General features: G+C 60.0%; 22 protein-coding genes. 9 read left to right on the top strand and 13 right to left on the bottom strand.

The annotated features are described in order from the left end of the window. Window positions 1–13 precede the first annotated feature (13 nt). Window positions 14–952, bottom strand: a complete 939-nt coding sequence (locus GTP45_RS06510; RefSeq protein ID WP_161013062.1) for a LysR family transcriptional regulator — start codon at window positions 950–952, stop codon at window positions 14–16. A 109-nt stretch (window positions 953–1061) separates the two neighbouring features. Here GTP45_RS06510 and GTP45_RS06505 point away from each other — a divergent pair, with 109 nt between their 5' ends. The 4 genes from GTP45_RS06505 (at window position 1062) to GTP45_RS06490 (ending at window position 4909) form a co-directional block, all read left to right on the top strand. Beyond that, a complete protein-coding gene (locus GTP45_RS06505) occupies window positions 1062–1763 on the top strand; it encodes a pirin family protein (protein WP_161013061.1) in 702 nt (233 codons plus the stop codon). A gap of 99 nt (window positions 1764–1862) precedes the next feature. After that, window positions 1863–2516 carry a GTP cyclohydrolase II gene (ribA, locus tag GTP45_RS06500; protein WP_161013060.1) on the top strand — a complete coding sequence of 218 codons (654 nt, stop codon included), beginning with the start codon at window positions 1863–1865 and terminating at the stop codon, window positions 2514–2516. A gap of 15 nt (window positions 2517–2531) precedes the next feature. Beyond that, the gene (locus tag GTP45_RS06495) at window positions 2532–3914 is read left to right on the top strand and encodes a S1 family peptidase (protein WP_161013059.1); all 1383 of its coding nucleotides are present in this window, start codon (window positions 2532–2534) and stop codon (window positions 3912–3914) included. Further along, the gene (locus GTP45_RS06490) at window positions 3911–4909 is read left to right on the top strand and encodes an FHA domain-containing protein (protein WP_161013058.1); all 999 of its coding nucleotides are present in this window, start codon (window positions 3911–3913) and stop codon (window positions 4907–4909) included. Before GTP45_RS06495 ends, GTP45_RS06490 begins: the two co-directional genes overlap by 4 nt. Here GTP45_RS06490 and GTP45_RS06485 read toward each other — a convergent pair. After that, window positions 4906–5523: an FxDxF family PEP-CTERM protein gene (locus tag GTP45_RS06485; RefSeq protein ID WP_161013057.1), complete on the bottom strand. Its 618-nt coding sequence runs from the start codon at window positions 5521–5523 to the stop codon at window positions 4906–4908. The genes GTP45_RS06490 and GTP45_RS06485 overlap by 4 nt on opposite strands. A gap of 121 nt (window positions 5524–5644) precedes the next feature. After that, window positions 5645–6241 (bottom strand): TetR/AcrR family transcriptional regulator, encoded by a 597-nt coding sequence (locus GTP45_RS06480; protein WP_161013056.1) that lies wholly within the window; start codon window positions 6239–6241, stop codon window positions 5645–5647. Between the two features lie 100 nt (window positions 6242–6341). Between GTP45_RS06480 and GTP45_RS06475 the strand changes: the two genes are divergently transcribed. Further along, on the top strand, window positions 6342–7580 hold the full coding sequence (locus GTP45_RS06475; protein WP_161013055.1) for an MFS transporter: 1239 nt from the start codon (window positions 6342–6344) through the stop codon (window positions 7578–7580). Here GTP45_RS06475 and GTP45_RS06470 read toward each other — a convergent pair. Both GTP45_RS06470 and GTP45_RS06465 read right to left on the bottom strand, forming a co-directional pair. Further along, window positions 7577–7879 (bottom strand): hypothetical protein, encoded by a 303-nt coding sequence (locus GTP45_RS06470; protein ID WP_161013054.1) that lies wholly within the window; start codon window positions 7877–7879, stop codon window positions 7577–7579. The genes GTP45_RS06475 and GTP45_RS06470 overlap by 4 nt on opposite strands. An 18-nt stretch (window positions 7880–7897) precedes the next feature. Next, the gene (locus GTP45_RS06465) at window positions 7898–8803 is read right to left on the bottom strand and encodes a LysR family transcriptional regulator (protein WP_161013053.1); all 906 of its coding nucleotides are present in this window, start codon (window positions 8801–8803) and stop codon (window positions 7898–7900) included. Between the two features lie 98 nt (window positions 8804–8901). Here GTP45_RS06465 and GTP45_RS06460 point away from each other — a divergent pair, with 98 nt between their 5' ends. From GTP45_RS06460 to GTP45_RS06445, 4 genes are all read left to right on the top strand, one after another. Continuing rightward, window positions 8902–9753, top strand: coding sequence for an NAD(P)H-binding protein (locus tag GTP45_RS06460; RefSeq protein WP_161013052.1), 852 nt, complete (start codon window positions 8902–8904; stop codon window positions 9751–9753). Window positions 9754–9870: 117 nt separating this feature from the next. Continuing rightward, complete coding sequence (locus GTP45_RS06455; protein WP_161013051.1) at window positions 9871–10143, top strand: BrnT family toxin; 273 nt, start codon at window positions 9871–9873, stop codon at window positions 10141–10143. After that, on the top strand, window positions 10073–10555 hold the full coding sequence (locus GTP45_RS28350; RefSeq protein WP_217363310.1) for a DUF433 domain-containing protein: 483 nt from the start codon (window positions 10073–10075) through the stop codon (window positions 10553–10555). Before GTP45_RS06455 ends, GTP45_RS28350 begins: the two co-directional genes overlap by 71 nt. Before the next feature lie 23 nt (window positions 10556–10578). Beyond that, on the top strand, window positions 10579–11136 hold the full coding sequence (locus tag GTP45_RS06445) for a hypothetical protein (protein ID WP_161013050.1): 558 nt from the start codon (window positions 10579–10581) through the stop codon (window positions 11134–11136). A 25-nt stretch (window positions 11137–11161) separates the two neighbouring features. Here the strand turns inward: GTP45_RS06445 and ispF are convergent, their stop codons facing one another. Genes ispF through nuoL form a run of 8 tightly spaced genes read right to left on the bottom strand, consistent with a single transcriptional unit; the run spans window position 11162 to window position 19091 of the window. Beyond that, window positions 11162–11650, bottom strand: coding sequence for a 2-C-methyl-D-erythritol 2,4-cyclodiphosphate synthase (gene ispF, locus GTP45_RS06440; protein ID WP_161013049.1), 489 nt, complete (start codon window positions 11648–11650; stop codon window positions 11162–11164). A 2-nt stretch (window positions 11651–11652) separates the two neighbouring features. Then, window positions 11653–12360: a 2-C-methyl-D-erythritol 4-phosphate cytidylyltransferase gene (ispD, locus tag GTP45_RS06435; RefSeq protein ID WP_161013048.1), complete on the bottom strand. Its 708-nt coding sequence runs from the start codon at window positions 12358–12360 to the stop codon at window positions 11653–11655. An 8-nt stretch (window positions 12361–12368) separates the two neighbouring features. Then, window positions 12369–13055, bottom strand: a complete 687-nt coding sequence (locus tag GTP45_RS06430) for a hypothetical protein (protein ID WP_161013047.1) — start codon at window positions 13053–13055, stop codon at window positions 12369–12371. Then, a complete protein-coding gene (locus GTP45_RS06425; protein ID WP_161013046.1) occupies window positions 13052–13603 on the bottom strand; it encodes an NUDIX domain-containing protein in 552 nt (183 codons plus the stop codon). The genes GTP45_RS06430 and GTP45_RS06425 overlap by 4 nt, the downstream gene beginning before the upstream one ends. A gap of 33 nt (window positions 13604–13636) precedes the next feature. Continuing rightward, complete coding sequence (locus tag GTP45_RS06420) at window positions 13637–13942, bottom strand: DUF2818 family protein (protein WP_161013045.1); 306 nt, start codon at window positions 13940–13942, stop codon at window positions 13637–13639. Further along, window positions 13942–15447, bottom strand: coding sequence for an NADH-quinone oxidoreductase subunit NuoN (gene nuoN, locus GTP45_RS06415; RefSeq protein WP_161013044.1), 1506 nt, complete (start codon window positions 15445–15447; stop codon window positions 13942–13944). The genes GTP45_RS06420 and nuoN overlap by 1 nt, the downstream gene beginning before the upstream one ends. A 19-nt stretch (window positions 15448–15466) precedes the next feature. Then, window positions 15467–16966 carry an NADH-quinone oxidoreductase subunit M gene (locus GTP45_RS06410; protein ID WP_161013043.1) on the bottom strand — a complete coding sequence of 500 codons (1500 nt, stop codon included), beginning with the start codon at window positions 16964–16966 and terminating at the stop codon, window positions 15467–15469. A gap of 31 nt (window positions 16967–16997) precedes the next feature. Then, window positions 16998–19091, bottom strand: a complete 2094-nt coding sequence (nuoL, locus tag GTP45_RS06405; RefSeq protein ID WP_161013042.1) for an NADH-quinone oxidoreductase subunit L — start codon at window positions 19089–19091, stop codon at window positions 16998–17000. Window positions 19092–19115 lie beyond the last annotated feature (24 nt).

Raw genomic sequence — 19115 nt, 5'->3', positions numbered from 1 at the left:
TGGTACTCCGAAACTATTGGCCTCGGTCAACATTATGATGCGGCAGATTGGAGACCAGGCGCTCGAACAGACCCGGCTGGCGCATGCGGTTCAGCCACCAATTCAACGCCGCGCCATTTTCGCCGCTGCGCCATGCGAGGTAGAACGTCTCGGCTGGCTTGGGCTCCTCCACCTCCTTCTCCACCAGCAGACCGGCTGCAATGGCGGCGCGCGCACATGGCTCTGGCAGAAAGCCGAAGCCCATCCCGGCCAATTGGTACTGGTACTTGGTCTTCATATCGGGCACAGTCAGCGTGTCTTGGCCGAGCAACAAACCGACCGTACGCGGCGCCATTTGACGTGCCGAATCCGCCACGCTGATGGCGCGGTGATGTTGCAAATGCGTACGCCCAAGTTTGTCCTGAACAGCAGCCAGCGGGTGCGACGGCGCGACCGCAAACACGAAGTTGATCTTGCCGATAGGCTCGGACACGTAGCCGCCGCCTGCCGGGCCGTCGCCGGCCGCGCCCACCAGCAAGTCGGCACGGCGGTCGAGCAAGGCTTCCCAGGTGCCGGACAAGGCTTCCTGCACGATGCGCAGGCGGGTTTGCTTGGCGACCTCGTAGAACGCAGGTACATCGTCATGGAACACGCAGGGAGAGAACATGGAATCCATCGCCACCGCCAGCTCGGTCTCCCAGCCGGAAGCCACGCGGCGCACCCGGTGCTCAAGGTCTAGCGCCGCCTTCAGCAGGTAGCGCCCCTCTTTCAGCAACTCGGCGCCGGCTGCCGTCAGCTCCACGCGCGGGCCGTTGCGTTCGAAAACTTGCACGCCGAGGTCGTCTTCCAGCTTGCTGACGGTGTAGGAAATGGTCGATGGCACGCGGTGCAATTCCTTGCCTGCGGCAGAGAAAGAACCGCGCCGGTCGATGGCGTCCACGATTTGCAGGGCTTCCAGGCTTAGTCTTAGCATTCGAAATTATCGATAGTAGAGGGGTAAATTTTCCGTTTTTTTAAACAGAAGCGGAGGTCTACAATGTGTTCATCGCTTTCAAAATTATCGCACATTAAAGGAGCTCACCATGTTGCAAGTACGTAAATCTGAATCCCGCGGCAAAGCTAACCACGGCTGGCTGGACTCGAAACACAGCTTCTCCTTCGGCCACTACCATGACCCGGAACACGTCGGCTTCGGCCCGCTGCTGGTCATCAACGAAGACAAAGTGCAAGGCGGCCAAGGTTTCGGCACCCACGGTCACCGCGACATGGAAATCATCTCCTACGTGCTGAGCGGCGCGCTGGAGCACAAAGACAGCATGGGTACCGGCTCGGTGCTGCACTACGGCGACGTCCAGCGCATGAGCGCCGGCACCGGTGTGCGTCACAGCGAGTACAACGGCGATCGTAGCGAATTGGTGCATTTTCTGCAGATCTGGATCCAGCCGAACCAGATCGGCATTCCACCTAGCTATGAAGAGAAACACTTCACGCCGGAGAGCAAACTGGGCCAATTGGCGCTGATCGCTTCGAATGATGGCCGCAACGGCTCGGTGCTGATCCACCAGGATGCCGAGATTTACGCCACCATCATGACCTCGGGCGACAACCTGAAACATGAGCTGAAAGCCGGCCGCCAGTCCTACGTCCACGTGATTCGCGGCGAGATAACGGTCAACGGCGTGGCCCTGAACGGCGGCGATGCGCTCAAAATCACCGACGAAGCGGCCGTCACGCTGGAACAGGCCAAAGCGGCAGAAGTATTGGTATTTGACCTGCCGAAATAAGTTTCTTCCGTTTTTGGTATCATGAGGGGCGCGCCGGGTCTGTTGGAACAGCCCGGCGCGCCTTTTTTACTTGATATGAACAGAATAAAGAGCAAAACCATGTCGCAGAGCGCAGATATCCCATCCCCAGACGAACTGAATTACGTCACTTCCTGCGCCCTGCCGACCCCGTGGGCCCAGTTCACCTTGCACGCTTTCGTTGAGAAGGCGACCGGCAAGGAACACCTGGCCATGGTGCTGGGCGATATCGGCAACGGCGAGCCGGTGCTGGCGCGCGTCCATTCGGAATGCCTGACCGGCGACGTGCTGTTCTCGCAACGCTGCGACTGCGGCGCCCAGCTGGAAGGCGCGCTGAAGAAGATTGCCGACGAGGGCCGCGGCGTGCTGCTGTACCTGCGCCAGGAAGGTCGCGGCATCGGCTTGATCAACAAGATCCGCGCCTACCGCCTGCAGGAAGCCGGTGCCGACACCGTGCAAGCCAACGAGCAGCTGGGCTTCAAGCCGGATCAGCGCACCTACGGCCTGGTGAAACCGATGCTGGAGCAATTCAACGTGAAAAGCTTACGCCTGATGACCAATAATCCGCGTAAGATCGATGCCATGACCAAACTGGGTGTGGAAGTGGCTGAACGGGTGCCGCTGCTGGTCAACCGCAACGCTTTCAACCAGTATTACCTGGATACCAAGGCCGCCAAGCTGGGCCACATGATGACGCCGCTGACCCCGGCGCCGGTGGAGGATGGCGCGCTGTAACGATTTAAGGACTGCATGAAAGTCATCAAGCTCGCCTCAACTCTTGCATTAACCTGGGCCTGCGCCGGCGCCGCGCTGGCGGGCCCGAATCCTCCCGCGGCCCAGCCGCCGGCCGCGTCTGCCACCGATGCGGCCAACGCCGAAACCGCCCCGCTGCCGCCGCCCTCCAGCGCGGCCCAGCACCTGTATGCCTCCGCCAAGAACGACATCCTGCAAGTGCGCTCGCTGCTGAAAAGCGGCCGCACGCAATCGTCGGTCGGTTCCGGTTTCTTGATTGGCACCAGCAATTTGGTGGTAACCAATTACCACGTGGTGTCGCAGTTCGCGCTTGATCCTGATACTTATGTCGGCGAATGGGTCGATACCAGCGGCCAGCGCGGCAATGTCGAGCTGCTGGCGGTCGACGTGCTGCATGACCTCGCCGTGCTGCGCGTCAATCGCAACGGCACCGGCTTCTTCAAGATGCCCGAGCAGCTGGCGCGCCTGACGCAAGGCCAGTATTTGTACTCGATGGGTAATCCGCTCGACCTCGGCTTCGCCATTTCCGAAGGCGCTTACAACGGCGTGATCGCCCGCAGTTTCTACGATCAGCTGATGTTCACCGGCCCGATCAACTCCGGCATGAGCGGCGGCCCCAGCGTGACGGCCGATGGCTCGGTGGCCGGCATCAACGTCTCCAAGCGCCTCGACGGTGAGCTGGTCAGCTTCCTGGTGCCGGGCCGCTACGCGCAAGACTTGCTGAAAAAAGTCGAAGCCCAGCAGAAAGCGCCAACCGACTTTACCGCCGTGGTAGCCGGCCAACTGCTGGCCCATCAAACGGCGATGGTCAACCAGCTGCTGTCCAGTCCCTTGAGCTTGAAGCCGATGGGGCCGTACCAGGTGCCGGTGCGCGAGTCCGAACAGATGCGCTGCTGGGGCCGCTCCAACGTCAAGGCCGACAAGCCATTCACCGTAGATGACGCCAGCTGCGCGATGGAATCGGCGATCTTTGTCAGCGGCTCGCTGCAAACCGGGCAGATCAGCATCCGCCATCAATTCCTGCGCGGCGTCAGCCTCGACAAGCTGCGCTTTGCGCAGCTGGCCAGCGCCTCGTTCAAGAACGAACACTTCGGCAGCAACAAGGATGCGCGCTTGACCGGCCCCAACTGCACCGAGGATTTCGTCAAGAACAAAGACCTGCCGCTGCGCGCCGTGCTGTGCGTGCGCGCCTACCGTAAATTCGCCGGCCTGTACGACTTCGCGCTGCTGACCGCCAGCACCGACCAAGGCTTGATGAGCTTGCAGAGCCGGGTCGATGCGCGCGGCGTGTCGTATGAAAACGGCTTGCGCCTGTCGCGCGTGTTCCTCGAATCCTTATCGTTGGCGTCGCAGAAACCGAAGAAAGGAGCGTCGAAATGAAGGCGCCCTACTTCGTTGAAATCCTGGCGCGCAATGGCGATGTGCTGCACCGGCACAAAGTTGCGCAGCTGCCGATCCGCATCGGCCGCAGCTACGATAACGAGATCATCCTCGACGACGCCCACAGCGCCGCCAGCCACGCGGTGGTGGAAACGGACCAGCACAACCAGATCGTGCTGCGCGACCTCGGCAGCAAGAATGGCACCATCTACAAGGGCCGCCGCCAAGCCAGCGTCACGCTCGACGGCGACACTGTGGTGCGCCTCGGCCACACGCGGCTGCGCGTGCGGCCTTACGATTTCCCGGTCGCGCCGGAGATTGCCGACACCACCATGCACGGCTGGGAAGGCGGCACGCCCGCCACCATTGGCCTGGTGCTGATCGCCTTGTTCAGCGTGCTGGAAACCTGGCTGGCCGATGTTGAACCGTTCGCGCTGATCCGCTACTTGCTGGTGCTGGCCTCCAGCCTGGCGGCGGGCTTGCTGTGGGCCGGCGTGTGGGCCTTGGCCAATCGCCTGTTCGGCAGCCATGCGCGCATGGGACGGCATCTGTTCATCCTTGGCAGCGCCCTGGCGACGGTGGGGGTGTGGCGCGCGGGCAGCGCCGTTCTGGCCTATGCCTGGTCGGCCGAATCGCTAACGCGCTACGGCAATCTGGTCACGCTGGCGATTGCCTGCGCGATGGTGTTCTTCCACCTGCTGACCATCAAGCCGCACCATCCGCGCCGCTTCCTGATTACCGGCTTGGTGATGCTGCTGGCTGGTTCAGGACTGATGGTGATGGCCAACCTGCAAAGCACCGGCCGCGCCGCCGATGAGCTCTACATGTCGGTATTGCTGCCGCCGGAAGTGCGGCATAGCGAGGAGCGCAACGTTGACCAGTTCATGGCCAACGCCGGCAAATTGAAAGCGGCGGTCGATGCTGCCCGCACGCAGGCCGTCAAAAACGGCGTCCCCGAAACCGAGGACGACGATGATGACGGCACGACCGATTAAGCCTGCTTTTTACGGCGGGCCGCGAAGCCGACCAAGCCCAGGCCTGCCACCAGCATGGCATAGGTTTCGGGCTCCGGCACGGCCGTGAGCACCACGTTGTCCAGCACTGCACCCGAGTAGCCGTCGCCGCCGACGCTGCTAAATTTCAGCAGTTGCGAGCCGGCCAGCGCGCCGGTGGTGAACGACAAGGTGTGCGTGGTCGGCGTGCTGGTGCCGGTGAACACGGTCTGCACGCCGTTCACATCCACCTCCACCGCCGTGTAGCCGCCGTAAGGATTGCGGCTCAAATCAAACGACAGGGTGTAGGTGGTGTAGGCGCTGTAGTTGAACGCCTGCGAAATCACGCCCGGCCCCGGCGTGCCCAGCATGTCCACGCTGGTGCTATTGGCGCCGATGGAGCCGTAGCTGTTCAGGATCAGGTCGATCGAGGTGCCGCCGATGGTCCAGTACGGAATGTCGAGCGAGCCGGCGCCGACCATGGTGTAGCCACCGTTCGGCACGTAGATCGAATAACTTTCGAAATCGCCGTTGTTGATGAGGTTGGCAGCCGAGGCGGCGCCACCGGCAAACAGGGTGGCAGCAATGGCGGCTTGGAGCAGACGGGTAGTTTTCATGGCGAGCGTTCCTGATGATGAGGGTGGGTCACTTCATTGTAGCCACTCATTTCAGAATCACAACACAAATTTCAAATTGACAAAATTTGTGAAATTAAAGCAACGCTCATCGTACCACTTGTCATTCAGGCCAACCGCGCAGAACTTGATCCACCACCTCTTGTAATTGCTTGCGGGTGGCCCCGGCGGCGGCCTGCACCGCCATGCCGTTGGAGACAGTCATCACATAACGCGCCATTTGGCTGGCGCAGAAGTCGGCCGGCAAATCGCCGTCCACCTTGGCCTGCTCGAAACGCTCACGCAGGCGCACCTCGGCGGCGGCGCGGCGCTCGATCAGGGAATTGCGAATAGGCAGCGCGTCATCGCTGCAGGCCAGCGCGCCGTTGATGACGAGGCAGCCGTGCGGTGCCTCTTCCTCGGTCTGAGCGTCGGCGTTACCGCGCAGGAAATGCTCGACCACGGCACGCGCGGTTTTGCGCTCCAGCGCAGCGTCGAATAATGGATCGTGAGTGGCGCCGTAGCGCTCCAGCGCCAGGCGGAACAAGTTCTCCTTGTTGCCGAACACGGCGTACAAGCTGGGGCGGTTCATGCCCATGGCCTCGGTCAGTTCGGGCAAGGAACTGCCTTCGTAGCCTTTCTCCCAGAACACCTTCATGGCCTTTTCCAGCGCGTTGTCCGCATCAAAGGTGCGCGGGCGGCCGATTTTTCGCTCTTTCATACCGATTGGTTAAAAATTCATTGACAAAATATTGTGCAGCGCACATTATGAACCGACCAGTAAAAAACTCAAGCATTTTTACCGATCCAAGGATTCTCCCATGCAAAATCAAAACACCGCGCTCCGCGAGGATGCGCCCGCCCCCACTCCTATTCCGCCGAAACATGGCTCGCCTTGGCTGGCCGTGTTGTCGGTGGCCATTGGCGCGTTTGCGCTGGTGACCACAGAATTCCTGCCGGTCGGCCTACTGCCGGCGATTGCCGCTGAACTCGGCGTAACCGAGGGCATCGCCGGCATGATGGTGACCGTGCCCGGCATCGTGGCTGCGCTGGCCGCCATCCTGGTCACCGTCGGCGTCGGCAAGACGGATCGCCGCTACGTGATCTGGGGGCTGACTGCAACGCTGGTGCTGTCGAATGCCATCGTGACGCTGTCGCACTCCTTCCCGCTGATCCTGTTCGGCCGCGCACTGCTCGGCATAGGCGTGGGCGGCTTCTGGGCCATCGGGCCGGCGCTCAGCACGCGGCTGGTGACGCCAGAAGCGGCGACACGCGCCACTGCGGTGGTGTTTGCTGGTGTGTCAGTCGGCACCGTGGCCGGCGTGCCGGCTGGCGCCTTCCTCGGTGAACTGTTCGGCTGGCGCACCGCTTTCGCGGCAGCCGGCGTGGTCGGCTTGCTGGTGCTGCTGACGCAGATGTACTTGCTGCCTAAGCTGCCGCCGGAAAAAGCCATCACCTTCCGCCAGTTGCCGGAGCTGCTGCGCGTGTCGAAAGCACGGCTGGGGATTTTGGCGACTGTACTGGTGTTCCTGGGCCAGTTCGCGGCATACACCTACATCACGCCCTTCCTCAGCCAAGTGACGCATTTGACTGCGACCACCATCAGCAGCTTGCTGCTGGCGTATGGTGCGGCTGGCTTCTTCGGCAATATGATCGGCGGCGCACTGGTGGCGCGCAGCGTGCGCACCTCGCTGATCGTTACCGGCATCACGCTGGGCGTGGCGATCGGCGCACTGCCACTGCTGGGCGCGAATGCGTGGGCGGCAACGGCGCTGGTGGTGCTGTGGGGCGTGGGCTTCGGCATGATGCCGATCTCGGTGCAGACCTGGATCTTCAAAGCGGCGCCGCATGCCATGGAAAGCGGCGGCGCGGTATTCGTCTCCATCGTACAGATTGCTCTGGCCAGCGGTGCGCTGGTGGGCGGTTTGACGGTCGATCACACCGGCGTGTGGGGCGCGATGGCGCTCGGCGGCGTGTTGGCCTTGGCGATGGCGGCGGTGATTGCCGTGTGGGCCAAGGATGACGGCCAGCCGTCAGTCAAGCTACACGCCGTGCATTAAAGCCGCACGCGGCGGTAAGCACCGAGGAACACCTCGGCTTCGCTGTCCGACAGCACCTTGATTTCGTCGCCGTGCCAAACGTAAAGGTATTGCTCGCCACCGAGGCGGTCAGTCAGTTTGGCGTTGACGAGGAAGCAGGTGCCGACAGGATAAATGCTCGTGTCGCTGAGGCGGCGCGAGCATTGCACATTGAGGTCGGTGGCGTAGGCTTGGTTGGACATCGGGCGAATCACGATTCGTCCACCCTCGTCCACCGACTCCACCGCCAATTGCCGATAAGCGTAAATATCACGCGCCATCTTCGTTCCCCAAAGCCGCTATCGTAGCAGAGACTGGACAAATTCCAGGAAGGCTTGCGTCTTCGCTGGCGGGTGGTGGCGCGATGGGTACAGCGCGTACAGTGGAAAGCGCTCGTCCGGCCACGCGGCCAGTACCGGAACCAGCGCACCGGAGCGTAACAGCGGCTCGACCGCGATGTCGATTACTTGCGCCAGGCCGTAGCCGGACAGCAGTACGCTCTCCATGGTGCCGGCGTCGTTGACGGTCATCTGGCTGCGCGGATAAACGATGATGACTTTGCCGCCGCGATGGAATTCCCAATCGAAGGGGCGCCCGGTGGCCGGGTTGCGGAAGTGGATGCAGACGTGATCCGGGCTTTCCAGATCGACCGGCTTTTTCGGCGTGCCGTGCTTGCGCAGATAGGCCGGCGTGGCGACGGTTAGCACCCGCGTGTCCATCAGCTTGCGGGCGATCAGCGATGAGGTTTGCGGTTGGCCGAGGCGGATGGCGAGGTCGAAGCCATCGCCCACCATGTCGCCCAAGTGGTCGCGGACAACCAAGTCCAGATCCAGCTCCGGGTGGCGCTTGAGGAAGCCTCCCAGTTTGGAGCCGAGCAGCAGCCGAGCGCTGATTGGATCGGCATTCACGCGCAGGCGGCCACGCACTTTTACAGCGCCCTCGCCTGCCGAGGCGACAGCTTCTTCCAATCCTGCCAGCAGCGGGCCTACCTGCGCGTAGAAGCGGCGGCCTTCGTCGGTTAGCGCAACCTTGCGCGTGGTGCGATCGAACAGGCGGATATTCAACCGCTCTTCCAGCTTGGCGATGGCGCGGCTGACGCCGGACTGTGACATATCCAGCGCTTCACCGGCGCGCACGAAACTGCCACTGTCCACGATGGCGGCCAGTATCCGCATGCCGTTCACTACCCGTTCGTCGAAAGCCATATATGCGGTTTAGTCATTAATGATATGCATCCCATGCTATCGGAGTATGGGACGGTTTGCAGCAAAATTCTCTTCATCGTTTATTCAAGGAGAACATCATGTATGCAATTACCGGGATTACCGGACAAGTTGGTTCGGCGCTGGGTCAGCAATTGTTGGCGGCAGGCTTGCCAGTGCGCGCGGTGGTGCGCGATGCAGCCAAGGGTGCGGCGTGGGCCGAGCGTGGTGCCGAAGTCGCAATAGCCGATGTCAATGATGCGGCGGCGCTGACGCAAGCCTTCCACGGCGCAGAAGCAGTATTCGTGCTGCTGCCGCCGACCTTCGATCCGAGCGTAGGATTTCCCGAAGCGCGGCGCAGCATTTCTGCCTTGCGTGAAGCACTGGCGACGGCGCGTCCTAAGCGGGTCGTGGTGCTGTCGACCATCGGCGCGCAAGCGACGCAGCCTAACCTGCTGAATCAACTCGGTATCATGGAGCGCGAACTTGGTGGGCTGGATCTGCCCATCACCTTCCTGCGCGCGGCGTGGTTCATCGAGAACAGCCTGTGGGACGTGCCAACAGCACGCGACGAAGGCCGTATCGCCAGCTTCCTGCAACCGCTGGATCGCCCGGTGCCGATGGTGGCGTGTGCCGATATCTCGACGTTGGCGGCAGAGCTATTGCAGCAAACATGGAACGGCGTGCGCGTGGTCGAACTAGAAGGTCCGGCACGCATCAGCCCTAACGACATCGCAGCCAGCTTCAGCCGCCTGCTCGGCCACCAAGTCGTAGCCGACGCAGTCCCACGCGAAACATGGGCAGAACTCTTTACCACGCAAGGCATGAAGAATCCGACGCCGCGCATGCAAATGCTGGACGGCTTCAACCAAGGCTGGATCGAATTCGAATCCACCTCCCGCAAAGGCGCCACCACACTAGACACCGCCATCGCCGCCCTGTTAGCGCGATAACTATTGATCTAGTCGAAGGACAGCTCAGAAAAGCAGGCTCAGGATGTCAGAACGATGTCCCGGGCCTGTTCTGTTTTCAGTGCCGCTTGAAGGATATCTTTAAGCCACTACACTGAAATGACTACCTACACGTGGGACGAAGCCAAGCGCCAATACAACCTGCGCAAGCACGGCTTGGATTTCGCTGATGCGCACGCCGTATTTGACTGGCATGCGTTCACGTATGAGGACACGCGCTATCACTACAGCGAGCGCCGTTATATTACGCTTGGATACCTTCAAGGCGTGGAGGTATCGATCGCCCACACGGAGGACAGTTATGGAATTCGAATCATCTCGTTCAGAAAAGCCAGCCGCCGAGAAAAACGGATATTACTTGCAGCCCAGTAAATGGGAGTCCGTGATGTCATTGCCGCCGGACGACATCGAATTTGACGACGACTGTCCTGAGTTGGATCTCCGCTACGCCATCGGCCCAGTCGTTCGCTTCAAAGGCAAGGTCGTCACTCCGCGACAGCGGCCAACCGGCCCGCATATACCCGAAGTGCTCGCCCTCATGAAAACACGCTCACCGCTAATACAAATGGAGCCCGAGATTCTCGGAGGGTTGCCCGTATTCAAGGACACCTTAGTGCCGATTAAGCGGATGTTTGATTGCCTGCTCACCGGTAAATCACTGGAGGACTTCCTGCGACATTATCCTTCGGTGCCGCGGGCCACTGCTGTCGCCGTACTAGCGAATGAAGCGACACTGTTTTATGAAGACATTAGTATCGTTATCGATGCTGTACCATTGACTTAATCAATACTCAGTAGATCACAAGAATGGAAACGAACATCCGCATTGGCATGAACTCCTGGATCATCAAAGATGGTAACTATGGAGATTTTTCCGTCGGGGACAAAAACACGTTTGCACTGGAATTCTGCGGCGGTGGTTTTACTAAGTCAGAGAAACGCGCTATCAAACTGGAACTCATCAAAAATAGCTGCTACCGATTTTGTGGAAAAGTAATCTATGTCCGGCCAAACGTATGGGTGATTGATGTTGGTGTTAAAGCCTTCTGGGAGAGCTCGCCGCCCGAGTTCATATCAGTTGGAGATTGGATCGAAGGCGAAATCTTCTTAGGGATAGATCCATTTTTCTACAAAGACTACTTGTACAAGGAAGATGGCATTCAGAATCTCTCTTACTCTTGGGCTATTAAGAGAATTGAGCGTAACGCCACGCCGTGGTTGATGACATTAAATCCGCGCGGTGGCAAACTGCTCACGCGGGATGACAGGCAAGAGCATTGGGTTGATACAAACTCGACTGATGCATGGGAGGATGATAACGGCCGAGCAGATTATGTTCTGCATGTCGAACTCTGTGACCTCTGATATGAAGTCATCCTCCCATAAAGCTTTAAGCCGCGATCAGCAGCGCGATGGATTCGGCGGCGATGCCTTCTTCGCGGCCCAGGTAGCCCAGTTTTTCGTTGGTCTTGGCTTTGACGTTGACTTGGCTGATGTCCACACCCAAGTCTTCCGCGATGTTGGCGCGCATGGTCATGATGTGTGGCGCCATTTTCGGACGCTGGGCGATGATGGTGCAGTCGATGTTGCCGATGCTGTAGCCGGTAGCTACCACGCGCTTGGCCGCTTCCTTCAATAGCTTGCGCGAATCGGCGCCTTTGAATTCGGGATCGGTGTCCGGGAAGTGTTTGCCGATATCGCCCAAGGCGGCCGCGCCTAAAATCGAGTCGGTGATGGCGTGCAGCAGCACGTCGGCATCCGAGTGGCCCAGCAGGCCGACGTGGTGCGGGATGTCGACGCCGCCGATGATCAGTTTGCGGCCTTCTACCAGCGCGTGGCAGTCGTAGCCTTGGCCGATGCGGAATGGGAGTTTGCTCATGTTTAGTCTTCCTTGTTAGCCAGGTACATTTCGGCGATGCGGATGTCGGCCGGCAGCGTTACTTTGAGATTTCGTGGATGGCCTTCGATCAAGCGCGGTGCGTAGCCGAGCATTTCGACTGCGCTGGCGTCGTCGGTGATGGCGTTGGCGTCCGGTGCGCTGCCCAGGGCGCGCAGCAGCAGCGCGTAGCTGAACATCTGCGGCGTTTGCGCCGACCACAGGCCGTTGCGCGGCACCGTCGCTGCACTGACGCTGACGCCATCGGCGCCCGGTGCGCTGCGCTTCATGGTGTCCACCACCGGCAAGGCAAGCAGGCCGCCGGCCGGATCGTCACCAACGCCTTCAATCAGGCGCTCGATCAGCGCCGCAGTCAGGCCGGGACGCGCCGCGTCGTGGACCATGACCATGTCGTCATCGGTGAGTTGGCCGTCAAGCGCGCGCAGGCCGTTCAACACGGAGTCCATGCGCGTCGCGCCACCACAGCGCAACACCGTTACGCCATCCAGATCGGCAGGCAGCACGGCATCGATCACGCCATCATCAGGGCTGACCACCACATAGGTATGCGCCACCAGCGGCGAAGCACGAAACGCATCCACCGCGTGGCGCAGCATCGGCTTGCCGCCAACGGTCAGATACTGTTTCGGCCCATTCGCCGCCATGCGCGCGCCGACACCGGCGGCTGGCAGCAATGCAAAATATCTCTTCATAATTCTCTTCACTTACGGCGGCGCGTGAGGATGTCCGCGATCTCGCCATTACATGCTTTGCCCAAGCGGTCGTATTCTTCCGGTGTGTCGATCTTGGCTTGCTCGATTTTGCCTTTCTCGAATTCGTCGCGGATGAACGGGAACCACGTGCTGTTAATTTCATGCTCCAGCGCCGACATCGCGGTGCCGGACGGCGCATACATCGGCTGGCCGGCGAAGCGCTTGTTCAGCGCATCCGTCACCACTTTCTCCACGCGCGCCAGGTTCTCCATGTAGGCCTTCAAGTGGCGCTGTTCGTGCGTGAGGATTTCGTTGTACGCGCAAGTACCCGGTGCAAACTCGTTGCCAACGTAGATCAGCACCGGCGAATAATTCAGCGTCACATCGACCTTCGGCGCGATGCACTCATAACCGCTAGGCGGATCTTGCAGCACCGGCCCATCCAGCTTGACCTTGTACAGCCCCTTGGTCACGGTCAGGCCCAAGGTCTGCATGCGGTTGTCCATATTGCCCGCCTTGGCGGTCAAGGCGCGGTATGGCAGCTGGTTGTTGATGGTGAAGCCGTTCTGCTTCGACGACAGCACGGACACGGTCTTGCTGATCGAATCCTCGCAGCGTATCTGGAACGGCGTGCGCTCCGCCGCCTGCACGCCGCCAACGGCCAGCAGGCTAACGAGCGCCAAAACGATTTTCATAGCTTCCAGTCGCCCGAGCGCAGTTTATCGAGCCAGAACACGCCGATCACGGTTTTCACGTCGGTGATTTTGCCCTCGCGTACCCATTCAAGCAGTTCGTCGATGGTGGCGGTGAAGGTCTCCAGGAATTCGCCTTCGTCCAAGCGGGAGGCACCAGCTTTCAGACCGCGCGCCAGGTACAGGTCGAGATGCTCGTCCGAGTAAGCAATCGCGTTATGGATCTTGGTGACGAACTGCCACTCGCCGCCGGTATAGCCGGTTTCTTCTTCCAACTCGCGCTTGGCGGCGACCAGCGGGTCTTCGCCCTTGTCGATTTTCCCGGCCGGGAACTCAATGAACACGTCGCGCAGCGGGTAGCGATACTGGCGCTCCATCAGCACCGTGCCGTCATCGAGCAGCGGCAGAATCACCACCGCACCGGGGTGCAGGATGTATTCGCGCGCGGTGCGCTTGCCGTCGGGGAGTTGAATCGTGTCGCGCTGGACTTTGAGGAAATGGCCTGCATAGACCAATTCACCGTCTACATGCGTTTCTTTGAGATTGTCCATCACTGCTCCACATCGTTGAAGAACGATAGTGTATCAGCCGTGGGCCTTGCGCAGATAGCGGACGATGAAACCGGGGAAACCCAGTACGAGGAAGGTGCAGGCGGAGATGGCGTAGAACTCCCACGTTTGCGGGAAGCGCGTGCCGATGTTGGCTTCAAGCGCGAAACCAACTGCGCCAACCACAAGGTACAGCGCCGTCATTTCCAGCAGCCGGATGAACAGCGGCTTGCGCTGCCATTTGGCGCCGACAATAGCGAATACCTTGTCGTTGAAGAACGGCAGGTTGGCCGCTGCGATAGCAATCGCAATGACCAACCAGCCGGCGATGGAGGTATCCATCAGGTAGCGAGCGTGACCTTGATGGCCGACAGGCAAGCTGCCAGCAGCGGGCCAGGCAGTACGCCCAGTGCTACGATCGCCAGACCGTTCAGGCTCAGCACCAGCTTCACATCGCCGTAAGCAGCCAGCGGGGTGTTGTCTTCCGGTTCATCGAACCAGATGTGCTTGATAACGCGCAGGTAGTAGAACGCGCCGATCAGCGAGAACATCACTGCGAACACGGTCAGCCAGATCTGGCCGGTGCCCAGCACCGAGTTCAGCACAGCGAACTTGGCGGCAAAGCCCATCATCGGTGGCACGCCGGCCAGCGAGAACAGCAGGATGGTCATCACCACCGCGAACCAGCCGCTACGCTTGCTCAGGCCTTTGAAGTCGCTGATGTTGTCGGCGTCGAAACCGGCGCGCGACAGCAGCATCAAGGTGCCGAAGGTGCCGACGGTGGTCAGCACGTAGGTGATCACGTAGTACATGGCGCCGCTGTACGCAGCAGCGATACCGGTACGGACGGTGGTGCCAGCCACGCCCGACAGCAGGCCCAGCAGCACGAAGCCGATTTGGGCGATGGTCGAGTAAGCCAGCATACGCTTGATGTTGGTCTGCGCGATCGCGGTGATGTTACCGATCGCCAGCGACAGCACAGCCAGCACCAGCAGCATTTGCTGCCAGTCGAATGCCAGCGGCAGCAGGCCTTCCACCAGCAGGCGGATGCAGATGGCGAAGGTAGCGATCTTCGGCGCGCCGCCCAGCAGCAGGGTCACAGCGGTTGGCGAACCGTCGTAGACGTCCGGTACCCACATATGGAATGGCACGGCGCCCAGTTTGAACGCCAGGCCAGCCACCAGGAACACGATACCGAACACCAGGATGGTCGGCTTGATGGTGCCGGCAGCCACAGCAGCCGAAACGCCACGGATATCCAGCGTGCCGGTCGCACCGTACAGCATCGACATGCCGTACAGCAGGAAGCCCGACGCCAGTGCGCCCAGGATGAAGTACTTCATCGCCGCTTCGGTCGCACGCACGTTATCGCGGCGCATCGCCACCAGCGCGTACAGCGACAGCGACATCAGTTCCACGCCCAGGTAGATCGACAGGAAGTTCGAGCCCGAGATCATGATCAGCTGGCCCAGCATGGCGAACAGCGCCAGCACGTAGAACTCGCCGCCCAGATTACCGGACAGCATGCCGCGGTCATCGGCGTACTGGCGCGAATACACCAGGGTCATGCCCACGGTCAGGTAGGTGAACAGTTTCAGCAGGTTAGCCATCGGATCCGATACGAACATACCGTGGAAGGTATAGACGGTCGTACCCGAAGCAAAGTCAGCGTAGCTGAGGCCGGCGCAAACCAGCAGGGTCAGCAGGGACAGCACGTAGGTGATCGAACGCTGCGCCTTGGACAGGAACATGTCGATCAACAGAATGGCAGAAGCGCCGATCAGCAGCGCGACCTCGGCATACGCCGGGATCAGGTTGACGGCCTCTTGTGGAATAGGTGTAGTCATTTATGTGTTTCCGTTCTACTTAAGGCAGCTTGCTATGTGCGACGTGCGCCAGCAGGTCAGCGACCGAGGTTTGCATCGTGTCGGTGAATGGTGCTGGGTACAGGCCCATGTACAACGTAGCGAGGGCCAGAATGCCCAGCATGAAGAATTCACGCTTGTTCAGGTCGACCAGTTCGGCCACGTGGTGATTGGCGACTTTACCGAAGATGACGCGCTTGGCCATCCACAGCGAGTAAGCTGCACCGAAGATCAGCGCCGTTGCTGCCAGCAGGCCGATCCAGAAGTTGTACTGGGTGGCGCCCAGGATCACCATGAACTCACCAACGAAACCGGAGGTTGCCGGCAGGCCGCAGTTGGCCATCGAGAACAGGATGAAGAAGGCGGCAAACTTAGGCATCTTGTTGACCACGCCACCGTAGTCGGCGATCTGGCGCGAGTGCGCCTGGTCGTACAGCACGCCGATGCACAGGAACATCGCGCCCGACACGAAACCGTGCGAGATCATTTGCATGATGGCGCCCTGCACTGCCATGTTGTTGAACACGAAGAAGCCCAGGGTGACGAAGCCCATGTGCGCGATCGACGAGTAGGCGACCAGCTTTTTCATGTCTTTCTGTACCAGTGCCACCAGGCCGACGTAGATCACGGCGATCAGCGACAGGGTAATCACGAAGCCCGACAGGTAGTGCGATGCATCCGGGGTAATCGGCAGCGAGAAACGGATGAAACCGTACGCGCCCAGCTTCAGCATGATCGCGGCCAGCACGGCGGAACCGCCGGTTGGCGCTTCCACGTGAACGTCCGGCAGCCAGGTGTGGACTGGGAACATCGGCACTTTCACGGCAAACGCCATGAAGAAGGCCAGGAAGATGAAGATCTGTTCCGTCATCGTCAACGGGGTCTTGTGCCAGTGCAGGATGTCCCAGCTACCGGTCTGGTTGTACAGGTAGACGATGGCAACCAGCGTCAGCAGCGAGCCGAAGAAGGTGTACAGGAAGAACTTGAACGACGCGTACACGCGGTTCTCGCCGCCCCAGATACCAATGATGATGTACATCGGGATCAGGGTCGCTTCAAAGAAGAAGTAGAACAGCAGGCCATCGGTCGCGGCAAACACGCCGATCATGATGCCCGACAGGATCAGGAACGCGCCCATGTATTGAGCGACGCGCTTCTGGATCACTTCCCAGGCCGAGATCACCACGATGATGGTGATGAAGGCGGTCAGCGGCACGAACCACAGCGACAGGCCGTCGATACCCAGCGAGTACCAGATATTGAAGCGCTCGATCCACGGCGCTTTCTCGACGAACTGCATGCCGTGGGCGGCATTGTCAAAGTTGGTGATCAGCGGAATCGTCGCGCCGAAGCTGACGATCGAGCCGATCAGGGTCAGCACGCGGGTAAAGCCCGTGTTGCTGTCACGACCCGTAGCCAGCACGATCAGGCCGAAAACAATCGGGAGCCAGATCGCGAGGCTCAGGTACGGAGGTAGAGTAGATATGGTTGACTGCATCATGGTTATCGTTATCTCTTTGCGTATCAGCTAATTAAGCGTGCCAAAACGGCAGGAAGTAGACCAGGAACCCCAGAATGCCGAGGATCATGACAAACGCATAGTGGTAGATGTAACCAGTCTGCGCCAGGCGGGTCAGCGTCGAGAACCAACCAACCAGTTTGGCGCTGCCGTTTACCAGCAGGCCGTCGATCAGTTTCTTGTCGCCGAAGTTCCACAGGCCGTTACCCAGCAGGCGTGCGCCGCCGGCGAATACAGCTTCGTTGAACTTGTCCATGTAGTACTTGTTGTCCAGCAGAGTGTGCACGGCCTTGAACTTCTCGTAGAACCATGCAGGTACGCGTGGGTTGATCATGTAGCAGTAGTACGAAGCAGCCACACCACCGATTGCCAGCCACAGCGGCAGCGTCGTCAGCGAGTGGATCGCCATGGCCACAGGACCGTGGAACTCGTGTGCCAGTTCTTCCATTGCGTGGTGGTTTTCGCCGACGAAGATTACGCCTTTGAAGAAGTCACCGAACAGCATAGGACCGATAGCCAGGGCACCGATGATGACCGACGGGATCGCCAGCGCAACCAGCGGGAACCAGACCACGAATGGCGATTCGTGCGGTTTCTGGCCTGGGGCCAGGCCGTGGTGAGCGTGGTCGTCGTGGTCTTCGTCGTGGCCGTGGTCATCGTGACCGTGGTCGTCGTGCGCGGCAGCAGCCGGAGCGTGATGGTCATCATGGCCGTGAGCGTGGGCTTGGCCGAAGCGCTCTTTACCGTGGAAGACCAGGAAGTACATACGGAACGAGTAGAACGCGGTCACGAACACGCCAGCCAGTACGGCGAAGTGTGCGAAGCCGGCGCCAGCAATGTGGGTCTCGGCCACTGCTTCGATAATCGAATCTTTCGAGTAGAAGCCCGAGAAGAACGGCGTACCGATCAGTGCCAGCGAGCCCAGCAGAGAGGTGATCCAGGTGATAGGCATGTACTTGCGCAGGCCACCCATGTTGCGGATATCTTGATCGTGGTGCATACCGATAATGACCGAACCAGCGCCCAGGAACAGCAGTGCCTTGAAGAATGCGTGGGTCATCAGGTGGAATACGGCAACCGAGTAAGCCGAGCAACCCAGCGCCACAGTCATGTAGCCCAGCTGCGACAGGGTCGAGTAAGCCACAACGCGCTTGATGTCGTTCTGGATGATGCCCAGGAAGCCCATGAACAGCGCGGTAATCGAGCCGATCACGATGATGAACGACAGCGCGGTGTCCGACAGTTCGAACAGCGGCGACATGCGCGACACCATGAAGATACCTGCGGTAACCATGGTTGCCGCGTGAATCAGCGCGGAGATCGGGGTTGGGCCTTCCATCGAGTCAGGCAGCCATACGTGCAGTGGGAACTGCGCCGATTTACCCATCGCGCCGATGAACAGGCAGATACAGGCAACGGTCAGCAGCATCCAGTCGGTGCCCGGCAGGGTCAGTGCGGCCAGCGCTTCGCGCTTGGCAAACACTTCCTGGTAGTTCATCGAACCAGCGTAAGCCAACAGCAAGCCGATACCCAGGATGAAGCCGAAGTCACCCACACGGTTGACCAGGAAGGCCTTCATGTTGGCGAAGATCGCGGTTGGACGGGTGTACCAGAAGCCGATCAGCAGGTAGGACACCAGGCCCACTGCTTCCCAGCCAAAGAACAGCTGCAGGAAGTTGTTCGACATCACCAGCATCAGCATGGAGAAGGTGAACAGCGAGATGTACGAGAAGAAGCGGTTGTAGCCCTCGTCTTCCGCCATGTAGCCGATGGTGTAGATGTGCACCATCAGCGACACGAAGGTCACCACGCACATCATCATCGCCGACAGCGAATCGATCTGGAAGCCGACTTCCATTTTCATGCCGGCCACGGTCATCCAGTTGTAGATGGTGCCGTTGAAGGTTGCGCCATTCATTACGTCATTCAGCGTGAACGCCGAGATGATGAATGCCACCAGCACGCCCAGGATGGTCGCCGCGGTTGCGGTCTTGCGACCGACCACGTTGCCGAAGAATTTAGTTCCCAGCAAGCCGGCCACTGCCGCGCCCGCGAGGGGCGCCAGTGGAACGGCTAGCAAGAGATTAGCGTTAAGTGTACCCGCCATGATGAACCTTAATCGTTATTTTTC

Source organism: Duganella rivi, from assembly GCF_009857435.1.
Lineage (GTDB): Bacteria > Pseudomonadota > Gammaproteobacteria > Burkholderiales > Burkholderiaceae_D > Rugamonas > Rugamonas rivi.
Note: the sequence above shows the minus strand (reverse complement) of the source record. Positions and strands in the feature narration are given on the sequence as shown.

Coding starts and splice junctions, on each gene's coding strand:
- GTP45_RS28350 (WP_217363310.1), top strand. CDS start 10,073: ATGGAATTCGAATCATCTCGTTCAGAAAAGCCAGCCGCCGAGAAAAAC.
- GTP45_RS06475 (WP_161013055.1), top strand. CDS start 6,342: ATGCAAAATCAAAACACCGCGCTCCGCGAGGATGCGCCCGCCCCCACT.
- GTP45_RS06485 (WP_161013057.1), bottom strand. CDS start 5,523: ATGAAAACTACCCGTCTGCTCCAAGCCGCCATTGCTGCCACCCTGTTT.
- GTP45_RS06425 (WP_161013046.1), bottom strand. CDS start 13,603: ATGGACAATCTCAAAGAAACGCATGTAGACGGTGAATTGGTCTATGCA.
- GTP45_RS06510 (WP_161013062.1), bottom strand. CDS start 952: ATGCTAAGACTAAGCCTGGAAGCCCTGCAAATCGTGGACGCCATCGAC.
- ispF (WP_161013049.1), bottom strand. CDS start 11,650: ATGAGCAAACTCCCATTCCGCATCGGCCAAGGCTACGACTGCCACGCG.
- GTP45_RS06470 (WP_161013054.1), bottom strand. CDS start 7,879: ATGGCGCGTGATATTTACGCTTATCGGCAATTGGCGGTGGAGTCGGTG.
- ispD (WP_161013048.1), bottom strand. CDS start 12,360: ATGAAGAGATATTTTGCATTGCTGCCAGCCGCCGGTGTCGGCGCGCGC.
- GTP45_RS06455 (WP_161013051.1), top strand. CDS start 9,871: ATGACTACCTACACGTGGGACGAAGCCAAGCGCCAATACAACCTGCGC.
- GTP45_RS06430 (WP_161013047.1), bottom strand. CDS start 13,055: ATGAAAATCGTTTTGGCGCTCGTTAGCCTGCTGGCCGTTGGCGGCGTG.
- GTP45_RS06420 (WP_161013045.1), bottom strand. CDS start 13,942: ATGGATACCTCCATCGCCGGCTGGTTGGTCATTGCGATTGCTATCGCA.
- GTP45_RS06505 (WP_161013061.1), top strand. CDS start 1,062: ATGTTGCAAGTACGTAAATCTGAATCCCGCGGCAAAGCTAACCACGGC.
- nuoN (WP_161013044.1), bottom strand. CDS start 15,447: ATGACTACACCTATTCCACAAGAGGCCGTCAACCTGATCCCGGCGTAT.
- GTP45_RS06445 (WP_161013050.1), top strand. CDS start 10,579: ATGGAAACGAACATCCGCATTGGCATGAACTCCTGGATCATCAAAGAT.
- ribA (WP_161013060.1), top strand. CDS start 1,863: ATGTCGCAGAGCGCAGATATCCCATCCCCAGACGAACTGAATTACGTC.
- GTP45_RS06490 (WP_161013058.1), top strand. CDS start 3,911: ATGAAGGCGCCCTACTTCGTTGAAATCCTGGCGCGCAATGGCGATGTG.
- GTP45_RS06465 (WP_161013053.1), bottom strand. CDS start 8,803: ATGGCTTTCGACGAACGGGTAGTGAACGGCATGCGGATACTGGCCGCC.
- GTP45_RS06410 (WP_161013043.1), bottom strand. CDS start 16,966: ATGATGCAGTCAACCATATCTACTCTACCTCCGTACCTGAGCCTCGCG.
- nuoL (WP_161013042.1), bottom strand. CDS start 19,091: ATGGCGGGTACACTTAACGCTAATCTCTTGCTAGCCGTTCCACTGGCG.
- GTP45_RS06480 (WP_161013056.1), bottom strand. CDS start 6,241: ATGAAAGAGCGAAAAATCGGCCGCCCGCGCACCTTTGATGCGGACAAC.
- GTP45_RS06460 (WP_161013052.1), top strand. CDS start 8,902: ATGTATGCAATTACCGGGATTACCGGACAAGTTGGTTCGGCGCTGGGT.
- GTP45_RS06495 (WP_161013059.1), top strand. CDS start 2,532: ATGAAAGTCATCAAGCTCGCCTCAACTCTTGCATTAACCTGGGCCTGC.